This is a genomic window from Hoyosella subflava DQS3-9A1 (assembly GCF_000214175.1).
Lineage (GTDB): Bacteria > Actinomycetota > Actinomycetes > Mycobacteriales > Mycobacteriaceae > Hoyosella > Hoyosella subflava.
Map to the genome: position 1 here is coordinate 1,802,992 of NC_015564.1, position 18,930 is coordinate 1,821,921.

The 18,930-nt window shown below is 62.3% G+C and carries 17 protein-coding genes; 6 read left to right on the plus strand and 11 right to left on the minus strand.

The features are described from left to right. Positions 1-7 precede the first annotated feature (7 nt). On the minus strand, positions 8-1,222 hold the full coding sequence (locus AS9A_RS08365) for an acetyl-CoA C-acetyltransferase (RefSeq protein ID WP_013806532.1): 1,215 nt from the start codon (positions 1,220-1,222) through the stop codon (positions 8-10). Between the two features lie 26 nt (positions 1,223-1,248). Beyond that, the gene (locus AS9A_RS08370) at positions 1,249-2,388 is read right to left on the minus strand and encodes an acyl-CoA dehydrogenase family protein (protein WP_013806533.1); all 1,140 of its coding nucleotides are present in this window, start codon (positions 2,386-2,388) and stop codon (positions 1,249-1,251) included. Positions 2,389-2,484: 96 nt separating this feature from the next. On the opposite strand from AS9A_RS08370, the gene AS9A_RS08375 reads away from it, so the two are divergent. Beyond that, on the plus strand, positions 2,485-3,063 hold the full coding sequence (locus AS9A_RS08375; RefSeq protein ID WP_013806534.1) for a TetR/AcrR family transcriptional regulator: 579 nt from the start codon (positions 2,485-2,487) through the stop codon (positions 3,061-3,063). A 46-nt stretch (positions 3,064-3,109) separates the two neighbouring features. On the opposite strand, the gene AS9A_RS08380 is transcribed toward AS9A_RS08375, so the two are convergent. Genes AS9A_RS08380 through AS9A_RS08395 form a run of 4 tightly spaced genes read right to left on the minus strand, consistent with a single transcriptional unit; the run spans position 3,110 to position 6,322 of the window. Next, on the minus strand, positions 3,110-4,165 hold the full coding sequence (locus AS9A_RS08380) for a dipeptidase (RefSeq protein ID WP_013806535.1): 1,056 nt from the start codon (positions 4,163-4,165) through the stop codon (positions 3,110-3,112). 32 nt (positions 4,166-4,197) lie between these two features. Continuing rightward, complete coding sequence (locus tag AS9A_RS08385) at positions 4,198-4,551, minus strand: hypothetical protein (RefSeq protein WP_041450956.1); 354 nt, start codon at positions 4,549-4,551, stop codon at positions 4,198-4,200. A gap of 31 nt (positions 4,552-4,582) precedes the next feature. Then, entirely contained in the window at positions 4,583-5,278 is a 696-nt protein-coding gene (locus AS9A_RS08390; protein ID WP_013806537.1) for a dienelactone hydrolase family protein, read from the minus strand. 42 nt (positions 5,279-5,320) lie between these two features. Next, the gene (locus AS9A_RS08395; RefSeq protein WP_013806538.1) at positions 5,321-6,322 is read right to left on the minus strand and encodes an AurF N-oxygenase family protein; all 1,002 of its coding nucleotides are present in this window, start codon (positions 6,320-6,322) and stop codon (positions 5,321-5,323) included. 100 nt (positions 6,323-6,422) lie between these two features. Between AS9A_RS08395 and AS9A_RS24780 the strand changes: the two genes are divergently transcribed. The 3 genes from AS9A_RS24780 (at position 6,423) to AS9A_RS08410 (ending at position 9,923) form a co-directional block, all read left to right on the plus strand. Further along, the gene (locus AS9A_RS24780) at positions 6,423-6,548 is read left to right on the plus strand and encodes a hypothetical protein (RefSeq protein WP_272942037.1); all 126 of its coding nucleotides are present in this window, start codon (positions 6,423-6,425) and stop codon (positions 6,546-6,548) included. 816 nt (positions 6,549-7,364) lie between these two features. Further along, positions 7,365-7,649, plus strand: a complete 285-nt coding sequence (locus tag AS9A_RS08405; RefSeq protein ID WP_013806542.1) for a DUF1490 family protein — start codon at positions 7,365-7,367, stop codon at positions 7,647-7,649. Between the two features lie 6 nt (positions 7,650-7,655). Next, positions 7,656-9,923, plus strand: a complete 2,268-nt coding sequence (locus AS9A_RS08410) for a heavy metal translocating P-type ATPase (RefSeq protein ID WP_407636566.1) — start codon at positions 7,656-7,658, stop codon at positions 9,921-9,923. On the opposite strand, the gene AS9A_RS08415 is transcribed toward AS9A_RS08410, so the two are convergent. The 4 genes from AS9A_RS08415 to AS9A_RS08430 form a co-directional block, all read right to left on the minus strand. Continuing rightward, positions 9,830-12,322, minus strand: a complete 2,493-nt coding sequence (locus AS9A_RS08415; RefSeq protein WP_013806543.1) for a DEAD/DEAH box helicase — start codon at positions 12,320-12,322, stop codon at positions 9,830-9,832. The genes AS9A_RS08410 and AS9A_RS08415 overlap by 94 nt on opposite strands. 25 nt (positions 12,323-12,347) lie before the next feature. Continuing rightward, positions 12,348-13,364, minus strand: coding sequence for an alpha/beta fold hydrolase (locus AS9A_RS08420; RefSeq protein WP_013806544.1), 1,017 nt, complete (start codon positions 13,362-13,364; stop codon positions 12,348-12,350). Positions 13,365-13,522: 158 nt separating this feature from the next. After that, entirely contained in the window at positions 13,523-14,365 is an 843-nt protein-coding gene (locus AS9A_RS08425; protein WP_013806545.1) for a transglutaminase-like domain-containing protein, read from the minus strand. A 34-nt stretch (positions 14,366-14,399) separates the two neighbouring features. Beyond that, positions 14,400-15,362, minus strand: coding sequence for a proteasome assembly chaperone family protein (locus AS9A_RS08430; protein ID WP_041451713.1), 963 nt, complete (start codon positions 15,360-15,362; stop codon positions 14,400-14,402). A 498-nt stretch (positions 15,363-15,860) separates the two neighbouring features. Between AS9A_RS08430 and AS9A_RS08435 the strand changes: the two genes are divergently transcribed. Both AS9A_RS08435 and AS9A_RS08440 read left to right on the plus strand, forming a co-directional pair. Continuing rightward, positions 15,861-16,646 carry a hypothetical protein gene (locus tag AS9A_RS08435; protein WP_013806548.1) on the plus strand — a complete coding sequence of 262 codons (786 nt, stop codon included), beginning with the start codon at positions 15,861-15,863 and terminating at the stop codon, positions 16,644-16,646. Positions 16,647-16,796: 150 nt separating this feature from the next. After that, positions 16,797-17,927, plus strand: a complete 1,131-nt coding sequence (locus tag AS9A_RS08440) for a DUF4192 domain-containing protein (RefSeq protein ID WP_158307355.1) — start codon at positions 16,797-16,799, stop codon at positions 17,925-17,927. Between the two features lie 2 nt (positions 17,928-17,929). On the opposite strand, the gene galE is transcribed toward AS9A_RS08440, so the two are convergent. Further along, the gene (gene galE, locus AS9A_RS08445; RefSeq protein ID WP_013806550.1) at positions 17,930-18,928 is read right to left on the minus strand and encodes a UDP-glucose 4-epimerase GalE; all 999 of its coding nucleotides are present in this window, start codon (positions 18,926-18,928) and stop codon (positions 17,930-17,932) included. Positions 18,929-18,930: the final 2 nt, after the last annotated feature.

The following is an 18,930-nucleotide window of genomic DNA, read 5'->3' on the forward strand; positions in this document are numbered from 1 at the left end:
TTCGCCGTTAGACCGCTGGCACGTGCAGGATCAGTGCGTCACCCTGTCCGCCACCACCGCATAGTGCTGCTGCGCCGGATCCGCCGCCGCGGCGGCGCAGTTCCAGTGCGAGATGCAGGGCGATTCGGGCACCGGACATGCCAATCGGATGCCCAATTGCGATCGCCCCGCCGTTGACGTTGACCCGCTCCGCATCGACGCCGAGGTCACGGGTCGAAGCGATTCCTACCGCGGCGAAGGCCTCATTGATTTCGATGAGGTCGAGGTCCGACGGATCGATTCCCTCCGCCTTACACGCGGCAGCGATCGCGCGGGACGGCTGCGTGTGCAGGCCAGAGTCAGGCCCGGACACCATTCCGTGTGCACCGATCTCGGCGATCCAGGTCAGCCCCAGCGCTTCGGCGCGCTGCTTGCTCATGACGACAACCGCGCATGCGCCGTCGTTAATGGGGGACGCATTCCCCGCCGTGACGGTTCCGTTCGCGCTGAACGCTGGCCGCAGTTTCGCGAGACTCTCGGCGGTGGTCTCGGCGCGCACGCCCTCGTCGCGCGAGAGCCAGGTGCTTGTGCCCTTCCGGCCGGGGATTTCGACGGGAACGACCTCTTCGTCGAATGTTCCGTTCTCCCAGGCCGCGGCCGCGCGCTGTTGCGACCGAGCAGCGAACTCGTCCTGCTCGGTTCGCGAGATGCTGTCGGCGGTGCCGGCGTCGGTGAGAAGACCCATCGGCTGATCGGTGAACGCGTCGTGGAGGCCGTCGAACGCCATGTGGTCGATCATTGTGACGTCCCCATACTTGTACCCCCCGCGGGAGCGGGGGAGCAGGTGCGGTGCCTGGCTCATGGACTCCATACCTCCGGCGACGACTATGTCGTATGCACCGGACCGGATAAATTGGTCCGCGAGGATGATCGACTGAACGCCAGAGAGACACACCTTGTTGATGTTGAGCGCAGGCGTACTCATGGGAATTCCGGCTTTTGCGGCAGCCTGGCGTGCAGGCATCTGTCCTGCACCGGCGGTCAGTACCTGCCCCATGATCACGTATTCGACGTCAGCCGGAGCGACCCCGGATTTCTGCAGCGCACCCGAGATCGCGACCGCTCCGAGGTCGGCGCCGGTGAAGTCTTTGAGTGCACCCATCAGTCGGGCAGTAGGAGTACGCGCGCCTGCGACGATGACAGCAGTGCGAGATTCCGCCGCGCTCGATTGCGGATTGGTCATGGAGGGCCTTCCTTGTATCGCTGAAACTACTGTGCGAGTGACCGGCTGATCACCAGTCGCTGAATCTGATTGGTGCCTTCGAAGATTTGCATGATCTTCGCTTCGCGCATGAGGCGTTCGACGCGGAACTCGCGCGTGTAGCCGTACCCGCCGAACACCTGGACAGCATCGGTGGTGACCTTCATGGCGGCATCGGTGGCGACAAGCTTCGCGACAGAAGCGTTGCGCGAGTACGGGAGTCCCGCGTCGCGGCGTCTCGCAGCATCGAGATATGTGGCCCGTGCCGAGTCCACCGCCGCTGCCATATCGGCCAGAACGAAACCCAGACCTTGGTGGTCGATGATGCGCTTGCCGAAAGTCTGACGCTCCTTCGCATACGCAACCGCTTCGTCAAGAGCGGCCTGCGCTAGTCCTGTTGCGACAGCGGCAATTCCGAGCCGACCGGAATCGAGTGCACTGAAGGCGATCTGCAGTCCCTGGCCTTCCGCTCCGATACGGCACTCGTGCGGAAGGAACACGTCGTCGTAGTGTGCCGCTGTTGTGGGCACGGCGTGCAGGCCCATTTTCTCCTCGGGTTTACCGAAGGTAAGCCCGGGGGTGTCCCGGGGGACCAGGAAGCACGAGATGCCGCGCGAACCCTCACCGGTGCGTGCGAACAGGTTGTAGTAATCGGCGATCCCGCCATGGGTGATCCAGGCTTTGGCGCCGTTGATGATGTACCCGCCGTCGGTTCGTGTGGCCTTACATGCCAGCGCGGATGCATCGGAGCCAGCCTGGGGCTCGGAAAGACTGTAGGCGCCGATTGTGCTGCCACCCAGCAATTCCGGCAGCCATTTCTGCTTCTGCTCGTCGGTACCAAACGCGTTGAGGGGGTGGCAGGCGAGGCTGTGGACACTGACGGCGACCGCGACGGCGGCCCAGCGCGCCCCGAGTTCTTCGAGCATCTGCAGGTAGACCTCGTACGGCTGGCCACCGCCGCCCCATTCCTCCGCGTAGGGGAGGCTCAGCAGTCCGGCTTCGCCGAGTGTAGCGAAGACCCCTTCGGGGTAGGTCTCGGTCTTCTCGTGCTGATCAACACGGGGCGTGAGTACTTTGTCGGCAACATCGCGAGTCAGCGCGATGAGGTCTCGTGCTTCTTCTGTTGGCAAAAGTCGGTCGACTGCCACGAAATCACCCCTGGAACGCGAAGTAGTACTGTGTTACGAGCTACAGTACTGCGAACAAACTAGTACTGCAACAGGCATCTCAGTACTATTGGCCTCATGAACCGGCCCTCTAGCTTCGCGACGAAGCGGCGCAGCGAGCTTTTCGACGAGTTGCTTGCCCTGTTCCTCGCAGAGGGCTTCGCGCACCTCACGCTGGACGAAATAGCTGGCCGGCTGCGCTGCTCCAAGTCGACGCTCTACACACTGGCTGGCAGCAAAGAGCAACTCGTCCGCGCCGTCACGGTGCACTACTTCCGCGGAGCTACCGACAGCATCGAAGCGCAGATCACAGGCGTCAGGGGAGCGCGCGACAGAATCGTCGCATACCTCTCTGGTGTGGGAGCCGTGCTCACGCCCGCGTCAGATCAGTTCATGGCAGATCTCGATGCGTTCGCTCCAGCCCGCGAGGTATACGAGCAGAATACGAGAATTGCCGCGCGGCGCGTGCAGGCGCTGATCACTGAAGGCGTTACCGCCGGCGAGTTCCGGGACGTACACGCCGCATTCGCCGCCGACTTGGTCGCCACAATGATGGTGCGTATCCAGCAGGGTGGAGTGCGTCAGACGACGGGACTCGACGATGCCCGCGCCTATCGGGAACTCGCGTCGATCCTGACTGCGGGAATCAGCGCGTAGGGTGCTGTCAGTTGCGTGATGTGGTGCGATCATGCCCGGTTGTGCGTCACGGCGTACCGTTCCCAGTTGACAGCACCTTGGCCAGCACGCGCTGCGCGTTGGCTCCCAGAATCGCAGCGACCTCACCTGACGCGAACCCTGCTTGTAGCAGCGCGGCCGCAAGCATGGGGAAGTCTTTGGAGCCACCGAATCCGTGGGCATAACTCACCACGCCATTCATGTCCGTCCCGATGCAGAGATGCTCCGGGCCAATCAGGTCTGCCAGATGCGACGCATGGCGGGCAAAATCGTCCAAGTCGACCATGGCGGCGTCACGCAACCGCATCGGCCACAGGCCGACAAGTCCACCGGTGTCAGCGATGGCCTCGGCCTCGTCGTCGCCGATGTAACGGGGGAACTCTTTCACTGACGCCGCTGCAGTGTGAGAGCTGATCACAGGCGCGTTCGACTGCTCGCATGCGGCGATCGTGGTGGCCCGGTCAGCGTGAGCCAGGTCCACGACCATGCCGAGTCGGTTCATCTCACTTATGACTTCCCTGCCCAAGGGCGTCAGGCCTGCTGTCCTGCGGCCCGACCGAACGGCGCGGCTTCCCCTCTTGCCGGCCAAAGACGTGCTGATGGTACCAATCCCGTTGTCGCGGTAATGGACGAGGCCGAGCAGGCGCACACCCATCTCGTGCAGTTCGCTCAGCCGAGAAGGATCGTCACCCACGACGTCGGAGCCTTCGACGCCGAGCACAATGACAGTCGAATCGGCAGCGGGCAGGCTGACAGCCTCCGTGATAACCGATATCGCTGCGTCAGCGCCTTCACCGCGTGCGCGCGCAAGCTGCTCGCGCACCCCGCTCCACGCTGAACGGGGACGCCATGCCGTCCCGATCGGGTCCCCGATGGCCGTAACGACCGCGACATTCACTGCCCCTGCGGCGAGATTCGCCAAGGGGTCGCGAGGAACCGGGAAGACGCGCTCGGCGGCCATGCGCAGCGCTTCGGGCACAATGCTCCGCCCATGCGTATGCATGTCGACTGTCAGCGAGTCTCTATTCAGTTCGACGGCCCGCGTGAGCACCTCGTCGCTCACTCTCCACGGTTTCCGGCTCATGTGCATTCCTCTCTTCGAGCATTATGTTCGGTTCAGCTGGCTTCAGGGTGGTAGCGCCCGGCTCCAAATGGAGACACAGGGTGCCGCGCGACGAGCGTTGCGGCAAACCGTGACATGTCGAGCAACTCGAAGACCCCGCCTACCGCGTCTGCACAGCGATTGCCGAGCACGAGTCGGGTCAGATCGGAGTGGAAGTGCCGGTAAGCCCATCGCAGTGGGGACGCGCACCAGCCGGTGGTGGGCAGTCCGTGCACGGTCGGAATGGACTTAAGGAGTGCGATGGTGAGCTCCTTCAGATAGCCCATGCTTAGCTTTCGGTCGGTCCCGGCCAACTTCCGTTCGTCGATTGAGAGTGATTTGGTCAGGTTAGTGAAGCGAGACTGCATGTGCGGTTGGCAGGTTGGGGCTCTACGGCCATCAGTTTTCTGCGAGATGCTTGTGGAAGAAGGCGAAGGTGCGTGCGAACGCGTCTTCGGTTGCTTCGGCGTCGTATCCAAAGCCCACGATCCTGGCGACCGGTTGCACTGGAACATCGTTAGCAAAGCTGTGGCCAGCGTTGGCATACACCTTGATGTCATGCTCGATGCCCTTGCGCTCAAGCACTGTCCGGAGCCGGCCAGCGTTGCCAGGGTTCAGAGGATCACGCTTTCCGTAGCTCGCGACGATCGCGCAACCACCCGTAACGACGCTGTCGTACAGCGGCGGGATGGACGGATAGAACGGGGCTGCAGCACCGAAACCTTTAGGAGACATGAGAAGTGCGAATCCTCCACCGAGGCAGAATCCGACGACCCCGACCTTGCCGGAGCAGTCCGGGCGCGCGGTGAGCGCGTCGCGGGCGGCGAGTATGTCGTCCACGGCGTTGCCTCGGCGCATCAGCATCTCGCGCATCACCCTCTGGACACAACGGACCTTGCCGCCTCGTGCATAGAGGTCGGGTGCAACGGCGAGGAACCCGGCGTCGGCGAACCGCCGGGTAATGTTGCGAGCGTCAGTGCTCAATCCCAGTAGGTCGTGTACCACCACTACGCCCGGCCACGGTCCCTCACCGTCCGGCTTTTCGAATGCGCCGTCGATCGTCCCGGCTGGCGCATCAATTCGAATATCATCCATTGGATTCGGCCCCTCTCGTGCGCTGAGAATTTCGGAGCGTCCCTAAGCCGTTCTGGGCAACTCGGTGAAGGCATCACGCTTGGCGAGCATGCGGCCGGGTTCGCCTCGGTAGCGCGATGCGCGGCCGTCGATGCCACAGAGCCGCCAGGCGAGTCGCCCCACGGGGTTCATGAGCCCGATGTTCTCGGACAGTGCACGGACATCGGCGAAGATTCGCCGTAACGTGTCCTTTCCCTGATTGCTGTTCCAGTAGAGCTCCTCGATGACCGAGTCCGGAATGTCAAATTCCCTGCGGAACTGCGCTGGCGGCGCCGCGAGCATCTCGGCCATGAGCCGCATGACGATTGGAGTAGCCACCGAGAGCGCTGCCTTCTTGGCGAAGTTCGCTTTCGGCACGTTGAGCTTGAGGTACTCGTGTGCGAACGAAATATGCCGCGCCTCTTCGGCCACGTGGATCTGCATGATCCGGGTGAGCATTGGGTGAATCGTGTCGCCGCCGCGAAGGATCTCCTTCTGCAGGTGGTCGATCGGCTCTTCACCGCCGAGGATCATCACGAAGAACAACTCGGGAAAGAACGACACGGCGGGCCAGATCGCAAGGGTCAGCTTGCGGCTGATCGGGTCCATGCCGGGCACGTCTGCGCCGATGCGGTTCACCATCTCCTGGAACATCAGGGTGTGGTTGCACTCTTCGGCAGCCTCGTGCGTGATGTACCGGAACGCCGGGTCGTTGTTTTCGAGGCGGACCATGTACTGCATAAAGGCCCGGATTAACAGCTGCTCGAAATGCAGTCCGACGCGGGCGACGTTTGCCTGGCGCCACATTCCGATCGCAATTTGCTTCTCAACTGGCTGTGACAGATACCATGCGTGGCTGCCAAGCGGGTCGACTTTCGGCAGGATCCATCGGGTGTCGGTGGGGTCGACGGCCCAGTCCGGGTTGTCCCAGTCGATGTCCTTGTAAGGGTCGAAGCTGATGTGAACGGAACCTTCGGACAGAGTCTGAAGTCGCTCAGCGTATACCTGTTCATCGGTGAGAGTCATTTGTGTCTCCTTCGTCTGAATGTGTGGTGGTTGTCAGCCGCGGGTCAGTTCGAGCACGCCGTCCGCGAGCGCTCGGTGCCGCAGCTCCTTGAGGAAACCCGTGCGCGGCGTCGTCGGCCACAGCCGGAACGAGCGTGACCGCGGTTGCGCCACTACCGATCACGACGACCTTCTTGCCGACGTAATCGAAGTTTTCCGGCCAGTGCTTGTCATCGAAGCTCCTTGAAACCGGTGAGTCTATGCCGCGGCGGCTGCGCGGGAATTCGCTCTGTTCCCGAGGACGGTGGGGGATGAGTGCCGATGCGTCCGACAACTGGACGTGGCCGCAAACTGGCATCGCTACGCGGCTCGCGTTCGGCTGGAACTTGTGGCCGATCGCGCAAGGCGACGAGTGAGTCAAATGGTTCTGCGCCATTGCAGTCCCCGATTCTTCCTTGCGCTTGAACGCGCATCCTTATTGAGACAGCATGTCCCAGGTAATAAACATGGGTCAAGGTGTCCAAGGTATTTGTTGCTGTGGGCAATATCACGGCAACAAGATCTGAGCGAGGCCAGGCCTCGATCCCGGCCTTGCGTCAGCAGACCAGCAGTTTGGCTGCTAGCACCAATTGCGGATGTGGAGCCGGATCGGTCCAGGGAACACCGGCCGGTGAGCTTCGGCGCGTTCACCAAGGTTTTGGATGGATATGTGTGTATCGCTGCACATCGCGGGGCCGTATCCGCCTGTCGATGCCATCCAGAGGTAATCCGGCGACAGCGAGGTCGTTCTCGACCGGTGCCGACCCGGTTCTCTGGGAAGTTGGGCGAGACGTGGGCGAGAGCTTGATGTCGGCGTTCCTACCGATTCGACGGTCAAGATGAAATTCACTCACCTGCCGCGAGGGTGAAGCCACCACTGCCCGATGGACGTAGCCGTCATCCGTCGGTCTTGCTGGAGGCGGTGTTGCGCCCCAGTTATCCCTCTCATGCCACAAACCCGCCGGAATGGGGCAGAATCAAGGCGAGGTCCCGAACATCTCGAGCAGGACCGTAAGGAGGCATCGTGATTCACGGCGTGTTACTCGGAAAGGCGCTGGGAACGGTCGTCACTGGTGTTGTCGGCGTCGCGGCATACAACGGCGCTCGATGGGTCGCCAAAAAGACACCCACCCGTGAGATCGCAGTTTCCGCAACGGCGCTGGGCATCAAGGGCGCGCGTAAGGCCGAAGAAGGCGCAGAGAACGTGCGTCTCACGGCCGCCGACATCGTTGCCGAGGCCCGCGGCCGAGTGGGGGAGGAAGCCCCGCCCCCACCGAGCCACCCCGCGGGCCACGGTCACGCGCACTAACGCGTGATGATGGGCGATCCTTCGGCAGAGGTGCACGCGCCAGCTGACGGGCTGGTTATCCGATCGAATTCGGCGGGCCGCATGCGCGTAACCGTTCCGTGGGTGTACCGGAGTCCGGCGCGGGCGGTTGCAGTTGAGAATGCAGTCGAGGTCGTGCACGGTGTACGCGCGGTTCACGTATACCCTCGAACGTCATCGCTCGTCGTGTGGTACTCGGCGAATCGCGTTGACGCTGAAACGATCCTCCATGCAGTCTCAGAAACCAGCGATGTCGAACGCCATGCCGCGCCCCCGCGCGCTCCATATTCCGCGGAGGTCAGCACTGGAGACCTCACACGGATGGCGCTGGGCGGTGCCGCCCTTGCGCTGCTCGGGATCCGCAGATATGTCTTGAGGCGCCCACCGGTTTTGGGACCGGCCAGTCGCACGTTCGCTACCGGAGTCACGATTGTCACTGGCTACCCCTTCCTCAAGGGCGCGGTCCGTTCGCTGACGAAGTCCCGCGTGGGCGGCACGGACACGCTGGTTTCGGCAGCGACCGTAGCAAGTCTCCTGCTGCGTGAGAACGTCGTGGCACTTACAGTGCTGTGGCTGCTGAACATCGGCGAATACCTTCAGGACCTGACACTTCGGCGCACACGCCGGGCGATCTCCGATCTGCTGAGCGGCGCGCAAGACACAACGTGGATCCAGACGCCCGATGGTCAGGAAGTGCGAGTCGATATCGATACCGTGCGAGTCGGGGATCGTGTCGTCATTCATGAGCACATCGCGCTGCCCGTTGATGGTGTGATCATCGACGGTGACGGCATCATCGACCAATCCGCGATAACGGGTGAGCCACTTCCCGCGACCGTGGGTAAGGGTGCGGTCGTGCATGCAGGCTCGGTTCTGATGCGGGGCGAGATCGTCGTCGAGGCGCGCGCTGTCGGCAAGGACACCGCGATTGGCCGCATCATCAGCCGGGTTGAGCAGGCTCAATCGGATCGCGCCCCGATCCAGACAGTCGGCGAAACCTTCTCGCGCCGATTCGTGCCAGCCTCCTTCCTGCTCGCGGGCGCAACGCTCGTACTGACGCGAGACGTACGGCGCGCGATGACGATGCTCCTGATCGCGTGCCCGTGCGCGGTTGGTCTCTCCACTCCCACCGCAATTTCTGCGGCTATCGGCAACGGTGCGCGCCGTGGGATCCTCATCAAGGGCGGGTCACACCTCGAGCTTGCGGGCAAGGTTGACGTCATCGTCTTCGACAAGACGGGGACGCTGACCGTCGGCCGGCCCGTCGTGACGAACATCGTGAGCTTCCATCCTGACTGGAATCCCAGCCAAGTCCTTGCCTACGCAGCGAGTTCTGAAATTCACTCGCGTCATCCGCTCGCACAGGCAGTCATCCGCTCCACCGAAGAACGACGCATTGTCATCCCACCGCACGAGCAGTGCGAAGTGCTCGTCGGCCTCGGCATGCGCACCTGGGCTGATGGCCGCACTCTGCTGCTCGGCAGCCCCGCGTTGCTCGAAAATGAGAACGTTAAAGTCAGCGAGGAAGCTCTCAGTTGGGTGGCGCGCCTGCGGTCAGGGTCGGAAACACCGCTCCTGCTGGCTGTCGATGGCGAACTTGTGGGGCTTGTCAGCTTGCGGGACGAGGTGCGCGCCGAAGCGCCCGGCGTCCTCGATGCGCTTCGAACTTCGGGTGTCGAACGCGTCATCATGCTGACCGGTGATCACCCCGACACCGCGGCCGCTGTCGCGCGCGAACTCGGTATCCGCGAGTGGCGCGCGGGCGTGATGCCGGACGAAAAACTTGATCTCATCGAGGGCCTCAAACGGGAAGGTCACACGGTCGCCATGATCGGCGACGGAACCAACGATGCGCCCGCCCTCGCAGGCGCCCATATCGGCATAGCTATGGGGATTTCAGGAACTGACGTCGCGGTGGAAACGGCGGACATCGCGTTAGCTACAGACGATTTACGCAGACTCATCGATCTCCGTGAACTCGGCACCCATACTGTCGACGTGATTAGGCAGAACTACGGGATGGCGATTACCGTCAATGCCGCCGGACTGCTGGTCAGCGCAGCAGGCGCACTCTCACCCGTCCTCGCCGCAATCCTGCACAACGCCTCATCAGTGGCCGTGGTGGGCAACAGTTCTCGACTTATCCGGTATCGCCTCGCGGATCATCCCGCCACAATCGCGAGATCTTCGATGACAACTTCACCCGCAGCATCGCATTCCGCAAGATCGATCGCGGCGGTCAGCGCCCACCCGTGATCGCCCTCGGGGTCATCGAGTATCTGCCGGACTTCCCACCGCCCCGGCTGCTCTGCGACCTGAAAAAGTGCGGGTCCGCGTGCGGCCGGGCCAGTTCCGATGTCGCCATACTCGTCGAAATAGGGATCGAATGACGAGGCCCACTCTTCCGAACTGAGGTCGCCCAGGTCAGCAAGCTCGGCCCACCGTCCGCGAGCAGCGAGCTCCACTCGGCGGAACATGGCGTTTCGCACCATTACCCGGAACGCGCGCGAATTCGCGGTTATCGGGCGCGCTGAGTCGTCTGTGAAAGCGCGCTGATCTGTTGGTTTCGCATCGGGGTTGACCAGTTGCTCCCACTCGTCGATCAGACTGGAATCGACCTGACGAATCAGCTCACCGAGCCACTCCGTGAGGTCCTCGAGCTCGCTATCGCGAGCATCAGCGGGGACCGTCTGGCGCAGTGCTCGGTAGGCATCAGCGATATAGCGAAGGACGAGACCCTCTGAGCGGTTCAGGCTATACGTCGAAATCAAGTCGGAGAACGTCATGCCTTTTTCGACCATGTCACGCACGACAGCCTTCGGGGAAAGACTGAACTCCGCTACCCAAGGATGCCCGGCTCGGTACATTTCGAACGCTGGGAAGAGAAGCTCTTCAAGCGGCTTGGGCCAGGTGATGTCCTCGAGCAGTTCCATGCGCTCGTCGTACTCGATACCGTCGGCCTTCATTTCACCGATTGCCTGGCCGCGTGCTGCGTGCTGCTGAGCGAGAAGCAATGTGCGCGGATCGTCGAGTGTGCTCTCGATGACCGAAACGACATCGAGAGCATATGTAGGTGAATCTCGGTCGAGCAGTTCAATTGCTGCCAGCGCGAAAGGCGAGAGCGGCTGGTTCAGCGCGAAATCGCGCTGTAAGTCGACCGTGAGTCGAGCCCAGCGGCCCTGCTCATCCGGTTCGGGAAGCCGATCCACAATGCCTGCGTTGAGAAGACCCCGATAATGGGCGATTGCGCGGCGGATCAATTTGCGCTGGGCAGGGCGGGCTTCATGGTTGTCCTCAAGCAGGTGCCGCATCGCGGTGAAGCAGTTGCCAGGCCGCGATATGACGTTCAGCAGCATCGCATTTGTGACGCGGAAACGTGACACGAGTGGCTCTGGCTCCGCTGCGACGAGCTTCTCGAATGTCTGACTGCTCCAGTTGACGAAACCCTCGGGAGCCTTCTTGCGCTGTACCTTCCGGCGCTTCTTGGGGTCATCCCCTGCCTTGGCTAGCGCTCGTGCATTCTCTACCTCGTGATCAGGTGCCTGAACGACGACGCTGCCCGTGGTGTCGAATCCCGCTCGGCCTGCACGCCCCGCGATCTGGTGGAACTCCCGCGCACGCAACATCCGGTTGCGTGTGCCATCGAATTTTGTCAGGCCGGTGAAGAGCACTGTTCGGATGGGAACATTGATGCCAACGCCGAGAGTGTCTGTCCCGCAGATCACCTTCAGGAGCCCCTCTTGAGCGAGACGTTCGACGAGCCGACGGTACTTCGGCAGCATCCCCGCGTGGTGCACCCCGATGCCGTGCCGGATGAGCCGTGACAGGGTTCGCCCGAAACCTGTGGTGAACCGGAAGCCCGCGATTGTTTCGGCGATTCGGTCACGATCCTCGCGGCTCGCCACGGAGATGCTGGTGAGGGCCTGGGCGCGTTCAAGCGCCGCCGCCTGCGTGAAGTGAACAACATAGACCGGTGCCTGATGGGTGCCAACGAGCTCTTCGATCGTTTCGTGGATCGGCGTCATCGCATAGGAGAACACCAGCGGCACTGGGCGTTCCGCGCCCGTCACATGCACCGTGTTGCGGCCCGTACGCTGTTTCAGGTCCTTCTCGAAGAAGCTCACGTCGCCGAGCGTGGCGGACATCAGCAGAAACTGCGCACCGGTGAGCTCGATGAGCGGGACCTGCCACGCCCACCCACGGTCAGGTTCTGAGTAGAAGTGGAATTCATCCATCACTACCTGTCCGACATTGGCGTCGACGCCTTCGCGGAGCGCGATGTTGGCGAGGATCTCTGCCGTGGCACAGATAATTGGGGCAGAAGCGTTAACGGCGGCATCGCCAGTCATCATGCCGACGTTTTCGGCGCCGAAAACCTCACACAAGGCGAAGAACTTCTCGCTGACCAGTGCTTTGATGGGGGCGGTATAGAACGTGCGCGAACCTTGGACAAGGGCGGTGAAGTGCGCTGCCGTAGCCACGAGTGACTTGCCAGAGCCGGTTGGTGTGGCGAGGATGACGTTGGAACCCGACACGATCTCCAGCAGCGCTTCTTCCTGTGCGGGATACAGTGTGAGACCTTGTTCACCAGCCCACGCTTCGAACGCGTCGTAGATGACTTCGGGCTGGTTGGGGATCTCGTCAGGAAGCAGCACCGCTCTAGGCTAGCTGCTTCGGAGCTTACGTCGCGCTTCGCTCGGAACTGCCCATCGCGTGGAAAACGGCGGAGCGGGTCCACGAGTTGCCGATGATCGATGAATCGCTGATCCCGCGGTTGAGGAGCCGCTTCCAGCGCACATTATCGAAAGTATGTGGAGCTGTGGACGCGATGAACTCTTCCACGATCGACAGAAACCGCATGGGGTCGTCATGGAAGGGAAAATGCGCGGAACTCTTGAAGATTTCGAGGCGGGAACCTGGCATGGCGGCGTGCGCGAGGTGGGCGTGAGCGACCGGAATGACGTTGTCGTGCTCACCCCAGATGATCTGAACAGGCATCGCTTCGGCGAGATAACAGCGGTCAAGACCGGTGACGACCTGCCCTCGCCAGTCAACAACGGAACGCAGAGTCCGTAAGAACGCCGCTCGGTTCACGGGGTCCGGCAGATCCGAAAGTATGCGCAGCAAATCCGGAGTGTCGTGGAAATGGGGGCTCATGGGCTTCAGCGCTTTGCCGAGCGCGCCTACCGCGTACACAATTCCGGGGAGACGGAAAATCTCGATCAGTTTGGCCGCTCCCGGCAGTGATACCAGCCTGAGCAGGGGGCTCACGTCGCGTGTGATCCCTCCCGCCCCGACCAGGATGAGTCGTTCTACGAGCTGCGGATACTGATAGGTGAACTGCATGGCGACGCCACCGCCGAGTGAATGACCGATGACGGTGACACGGTCAATCTCCAGAACAGAGAGCAGATCACGCATGCCATTCGCGTATGCAGCGATCGAATAATCTGCCCGCGGCTTATCCGAGAGCCCATGCCCGAGAAGGTCAGGGGCGATGACGGTGAAGGACTTTGCGAGGTGCGGGATGATGTCGGTCCACGTCGACGAGTTGTCACCAATGCCGTGGAGAAGCAGAATTGCGGGTCCGCTGCCAGCGATCCGGTAGGCGCGGCGGTAACCGTGGATAACGCGGTACGACACCGTCGGTTCCGCGTCGGGAACCGGTCGCAGAGCGCGAAAGGGCAGGGCGGCCACAGGTCCTCCTCCTCGTTGGGCTGCACAGGCCGGACCAACGCGGCTGTACGGCACGGAGCACTTCACACGGTAGCGCGTTGGGCCCGATTTACAACTCCGGAGGGTGGTAACACTGTGTTCCAGCTCCGTTGCGGCGGTGTGACGCCGCGCGCGGCCGTTTACCTGAGCTGCATCGTGGCTGTGTGGTCGTCAACGGGGAGATCGCCATCGACGGTGGCGAGTATGCGTGTTGATTTCAGGTCGACGAAACCCTCGTAGGTCGACAGAAATGCAGTGTCGGCCGCGTCACGGCCAGTGACCATCCGGACCATGCTTTGTCGCGGGCCGAGCCGAGTCGAGTCGGCGACGATCCACTCACCGTCGACCAGTGCCTCGGTAACAGCGTGGAAGTCCATCGGGCTGATGCCTGGGGCGTAGACGCCGACAACCCGCGCGGGCACGTCAAGCGCACGTAACAGCGCCGTGGTGAGATGTGCGTAGTCGCGGCACACGCCCTGCCGATGCAGGAGCGTGGTGCCAGCGCCATCGGAGGGGCCGCTACTACCGGGCACATAGCTAAGGTGCGTTGAGACCCATTCGGTGATCGCGCTGAAGATCGCACGTGGCTCTTTGACACCGGTGAACTCTTCATATGCCTTGGCGAGCAACTCGTCCGATTCCGCGTATCTGCTTGGCCGCAGATACAGCGCATCGTCGAGTGGTTCGGCGGCCACCGTGTCAGCTTGCCCGGTAATCGACGCCGAGTATTCGATCACGACGTGGCCAGGGTGAGAACGAAACCGATGCAGCCGCCCACGGTGGGGGGTCTGAATGACCTGCGGCTCGATCGGTTGCCCATCGCGAGTGATGACGAGCTTCTCGGTCAGTTCCGCGCCGGGATGTTCAGCGACCGCGATCTGAGCGAAGATTCGCGCGGGCTGCTGGACCTCCATTTCGATCCGCGAGTACACATCACGACGCGGTACCGCGTGCTGACCAGGCTGCTGCAAGAATGCGCTCACAATCACCTACTGTGAGGCCTCGGGCGTGATCGCGCTAGTCGAGGCGATCGTCGTCCTCGGGGCTCGGGCCACCCGCATCGTCACTCTCGGCGTTCTGCTCGGCGAGGAACTGCTCGAACTGCGCACCAAGTTCATCACCTGACGGCAAATCTCCGTCGAGGGCCAGGAGATTAGTTTCCTCCGATTGCCGGGCCCCGATGTCGTACTGCTGCTCAAGCGCACGCACCACCGCGACCGCCTCGGGGCTTGCCTCAACCTGCTCTTCGACCTGCCGGGTTACATCCGCGGCAGCCTCCTCGAGCGCCGCGAGAGGAACCGAAAGCCCACTTACGTCACTGAGGTGCTTGAGCAGCGTTACCGCAGCTGCGGGATACGGTGACTGCGCCAGATAGTGCGGCACATGGACGGAGAAGCCACGGGCATCGAAGCCATGCTGTCCCATCCGGTATTCCAGCAGCGCCGAAGCGCTGCCAGGTACCTGAACCTCGGTGCCCAGACGCTGCTCGGCCGGCACCTCGCCGGGGTTGGAGGAATGTCCAATGACTCCCAGGGGCCGAGTATGCGGCGTCGCCATCGGAATGGCGGACAGCCCCACACTGCGAGTCACTCCAAATTGTTCGGCGAGCAGCCGCACAGCCGAGGTGAACTTCTCCCACTTGAAATCTGGTTCCATTCCGCTGAGCAGCAGGAACGGTACACCGTTGGTGTCCTTGGCCGCGTACAGGCTGAGCTCCGGCGCCTGGTAGCTAGAGAAATGGTCCGACGTGAACGTCATCGGTGGGCGGCGCGAGCGGTAGTCAACCAGGTCGTCCACGGAGAACGACGCAACGAGTTCTGTTTCGAGGCTCTGCCGCAGGTGGTCAGTTGCCAGTCGTACTGCCTGCCCAGCGTCGGCGAATCCTTCAAGCCCGTGAACGAGCACCAGCGTCGAATCGGCGCTGACCTCAATGTGCGGGCTTGGGAACTCGAGCTCATAGATCCGTGCCTGATCATCCATACCGTGTGCCCCCTTTCGGACCCTGTGCCAGATAGCGCGCGGCAGCGCATCCAAGCGCTGCCGCGTGCCCCAGCAGTATCTCGCGATCGGTGCCATGTGTTCCACTCGGCACTCAACTTGCTACCTCATAGAACGCACGACGGGGCTGAGATGTTTCCACAGATTCGAAGCCGTCGGTTAGTGATCAATTCGCAACCAATTCGAGACGGCGCATGACAAGGCTGGAGCCTAGTTTGCCCGAGTTTGATACTGCGGTGGCGGATAAGATCAGGGAGTGAGGGAGCAAGCGGAAGTAACTGCACGGCAGTAAAATTCAGTGAGCAGTACAGCGCGCACCAGGGGAGCGCGCTGGGAATGCTGGCTTGTGCCGTGTACTTCCGCGAACCGCCGGTTCCGTTTCGTGAGCAGGCAGAACCACTAGGTGGTCTGTGCAGCCCAGAGCCAACTGGCTCCGGAGCAGCCGGGCGTAACTCGGTGATTCGGAAGGGGTAGAGGGTCATGAGTTCGATTCCACGATTCACTCGCAGCGGTCTTCGCTTCGTTAGTGCCGCGGCCGGTGTGACACTGATCGTTTCGGTGGTGTCGCTCACCGCGGGTGCCGGCGCGGCAGCACAGCCGAATCCCTCAAACAATGGTGAGGGAACAGTCGGCACTTCCGTCGAGGTGCCGCTGAATACGGACAGGATCCAGTTCGTTCAGCTTGACGATGAGCACCCGGCTGCTCCGGAATTGTGGGCACTCATGCTGCCCGTGTCGGCGTTCCCGGATCCGTACGTCATGAGTGACCGCAGCGGTCCGGCGGCGCAGCGCGTCCTCGCGTCACTCGCGGGGGTGCCACGGGGGACTCTGCTCACGCCACAGAACTGTATGGTGGGCGAGCCAGCCGAGTCCGTGATCGTGCGCACGGCTACTGCATACGACGGCGGCTCGTCACTCAGCTTTACGTTGAGTAAGACGGACGAGCCACTCTCGGCAGTGGAAGATCTCCTGGCAGAATGCCGGTTCGCGAAGGCTGTCGACCCCTCGGGCAGTGTCACCGACATCAGCACGAAGTTGCTTCCGCCGCCGCCAGTGAATGGGGACGACGCGCTCGCGTACTCAAGGACCGTCAGCCGGGCGGACGTCGGCACCAGCAGCACGCAACTAATCCTCGCCGCCCAGGTGGAGGACTACCGCATCATGGCCATCGGTGCTCAATTTGCCGACGGTGATCCTGACAGCACCCTTCTTCACGTTCTCTTTATGAATGCGGTAGAGCGAGTCCGGTCAGGCGTGACCGGGTAGCCCAGCGAGTCTCTCGCCTATTACCACGAGGTGCTGACAGCTGAGGTGCGTGCCTTGGCTGTTGGCGCTGGTTTTCCACAGGTGAGTGGGTTGTCCACATTCCCAGGATGGGGCATGTTGCGGTGCCCGTGGCGCCAGCATGCTGTGTCCATGACATCCCATCACCTGCAGCCAGCAGAATCAGGCTCCGCCGAGCGCGGCAGCTCCTCACGCCGTGCGCGTCCACATGTTCGGTTAACCCACCCGAGTGAGCTGCTGAGTGCACTGCCAGCGTTGCTGGGGTACTACCCAGAGGAATCTGTGGTGGTGATCTGCATGGGCGGACCGCGCAACACAGACATGAAGGGCTTTGTTCGCGCGGACATCCCCCTCGAGACAGGGGGCACCCCAGACTGGGAATCCGTCGAACGGATGCTCGCCTCGTTCCGTGAATTCTGCTATCGAAACGAAGTTGCAACAGCACTTGTCACAGTTATCAGCACCATCGCACCGCTTGTGAAGGCGGAGTTGGCCTCGTGGATTTGCGCGGGACTCGAGGAAGCCGGTGTTTCGGTGGGCGCGGCATACATGACAGCGCGTATCGAAGCGGGTGAGCGGTGGTTCAGCCATTTCCCGGTGGAGGACGCGGGGTGGCTCACCGACCCGCGCGATTCTGAGGTGGCAGCCGAACTCGTTGTCGCCGGGCGCGTGATTCAGCGAAGTCGCGCCGACATGATTGCCGAACTGGATACTGCCGATGGCGTCCGGATGCACAGGATTGACCAAATGATGACGGTCCCGGCTGACGGGGCGCGCAGAGCGCGATCGGATACGGACAGCGACCGGCTGGACACGCTGCTCTCGGCGATTGCTGCGATGGCGTCCGGAGCATGTTTTGACGATGCTGAGTATGCGGCGTTCGGAGAAGCGCTCCTGCGCGTGCCTGTCCGCGACTGTTTGTTCACACTCGCCCTCACCGACTCTGCGGACGAGGCTGAGCACTTCTGGCTAGATCTGACACGCACCTTGCCTCCGCCAGCGCGCGCGGAGGCTGCTGTTCTGCTGGGATACTCCGCGTACGTGCGCGGTGAAGGAACGCGTGCGGGGGCAGCATTCGATATTGCACTCGAATCGGAACCCGACCACAAAATGGCGAACATGCTCTTATCGGCGCTTTGCGTCGGCTTCCCACCTGGTCAAGTCGCTGAGATCGCAACTATCGGCTGGGACCTCGCGGCGGAAATCGGAGCGGAACTCCCGCCTCTGACGGAGGGTGCGGTGGAGGCCAGTCCGTTTGGGTGACGCTAGGAACTTCGTGCAGCGTGTGCGCGATCGCCGAGTTGCTGCGTGAACTCCCACGCATCACTGACTATCTTGTCGATAGCGGTATGTTTCGGCGACCAGCCGAGCTCCGTAATCGCGCGGTCACTCGACGCGACAAGTACGGCAGGGTCACCGAGCCTGCGTGGAGCATCTTTCGCGGGGATGGGACGACCGGTCACGCGGCGGCAGGCTTCGATAACCTCGCGGACAGTAAACCCTTCGCCTGAGCCCAGGTTATAGATGCCGTGCCTGCCTGGCTGGGAGGCGTCCAGCGCGAGCAGGTGAGCTTCGGCGAGGTCCAGAACGTGGATGTAGTCCCTTACCGCCGTACCGTCGCGTGTCTCCCAGTCGGAACCAAAGACTGAGATGCTGTCCCGGAAACCCATCGCTACCTGCAAAATCAACGGTATCAAGTGCGTCTCGACGACGCGATTCTCACCAGCCGAGCGGTACGCACCTGCGACGTTGAAGTACCGCAGGCTGGTCGCACCGAGCCCATAGGCGTGGCAGTACGAAGTAATCGCATGGTCGATCGCGAGTTTCGAAGCGCCGTACGGATTGGTCGGTTGCGTGGGGCAGTCCTCCGTGATCGGTACGGTGGCGGGTTCACCGTAGGTCGCAGCGGTCGAAGAAAACACCAGGCGTGGCACCGAATGGCGGCGCATCGCTTCGAGAATCGACAAGGTGGTGACAACATTCCCATGCCAATAGAGATCGGGGTCGGTAACCGACTCGCCGACCAGTGACCTCGCCGCGAAGTGGAGCACACCTTCGAAAGCGCCGCCGCTACATCCGCCACTCAAGATCTCGTCGGCTGCCTGACCCGCATCTGCTTCCACAAATACGGCGCCCTCGGGTACCGCTTCCCGGTTTCCCGTGGACACGTCATCGACGACGACCACGTGATGGCCCCGCTCTAGGAGCACGGTGGCGCAGACGCTGCCTACGTAACCGGCACCGCCAGTGACGAGGAGATTCACAG

What these genes read in the sequence shown, in the direction of transcription:
- AS9A_RS08375 (WP_013806534.1), top strand. Translation starts at nt 2,485, where the DNA reads ATGAACCGGCCCTCTAGCTTCGCGACGAAGCGGCGCAGCGAGCTTTTC.
- AS9A_RS08385 (WP_041450956.1), bottom strand. Translation starts at nt 4,551, where the DNA reads ATGCAGTCTCGCTTCACTAACCTGACCAAATCACTCTCAATCGACGAA.
- AS9A_RS08380 (WP_013806535.1), bottom strand. Translation starts at nt 4,165, where the DNA reads ATGAGCCGGAAACCGTGGAGAGTGAGCGACGAGGTGCTCACGCGGGCC.
- AS9A_RS08390 (WP_013806537.1), bottom strand. Translation starts at nt 5,278, where the DNA reads ATGGATGATATTCGAATTGATGCGCCAGCCGGGACGATCGACGGCGCA.
- AS9A_RS08410 (WP_407636566.1), top strand. Translation starts at nt 7,656, where the DNA reads ATGATGGGCGATCCTTCGGCAGAGGTGCACGCGCCAGCTGACGGGCTG.
- AS9A_RS08435 (WP_013806548.1), top strand. Translation starts at nt 15,861, where the DNA reads ATGAGTTCGATTCCACGATTCACTCGCAGCGGTCTTCGCTTCGTTAGT.
- AS9A_RS08395 (WP_013806538.1), bottom strand. Translation starts at nt 6,322, where the DNA reads ATGACTCTCACCGATGAACAGGTATACGCTGAGCGACTTCAGACTCTG.
- AS9A_RS08440 (WP_158307355.1), top strand. Translation starts at nt 16,797, where the DNA reads ATGACATCCCATCACCTGCAGCCAGCAGAATCAGGCTCCGCCGAGCGC.
- AS9A_RS08430 (WP_041451713.1), bottom strand. Translation starts at nt 15,362, where the DNA reads ATGGATGATCAGGCACGGATCTATGAGCTCGAGTTCCCAAGCCCGCAC.
- AS9A_RS08365 (WP_013806532.1), bottom strand. Translation starts at nt 1,222, where the DNA reads ATGACCAATCCGCAATCGAGCGCGGCGGAATCTCGCACTGCTGTCATC.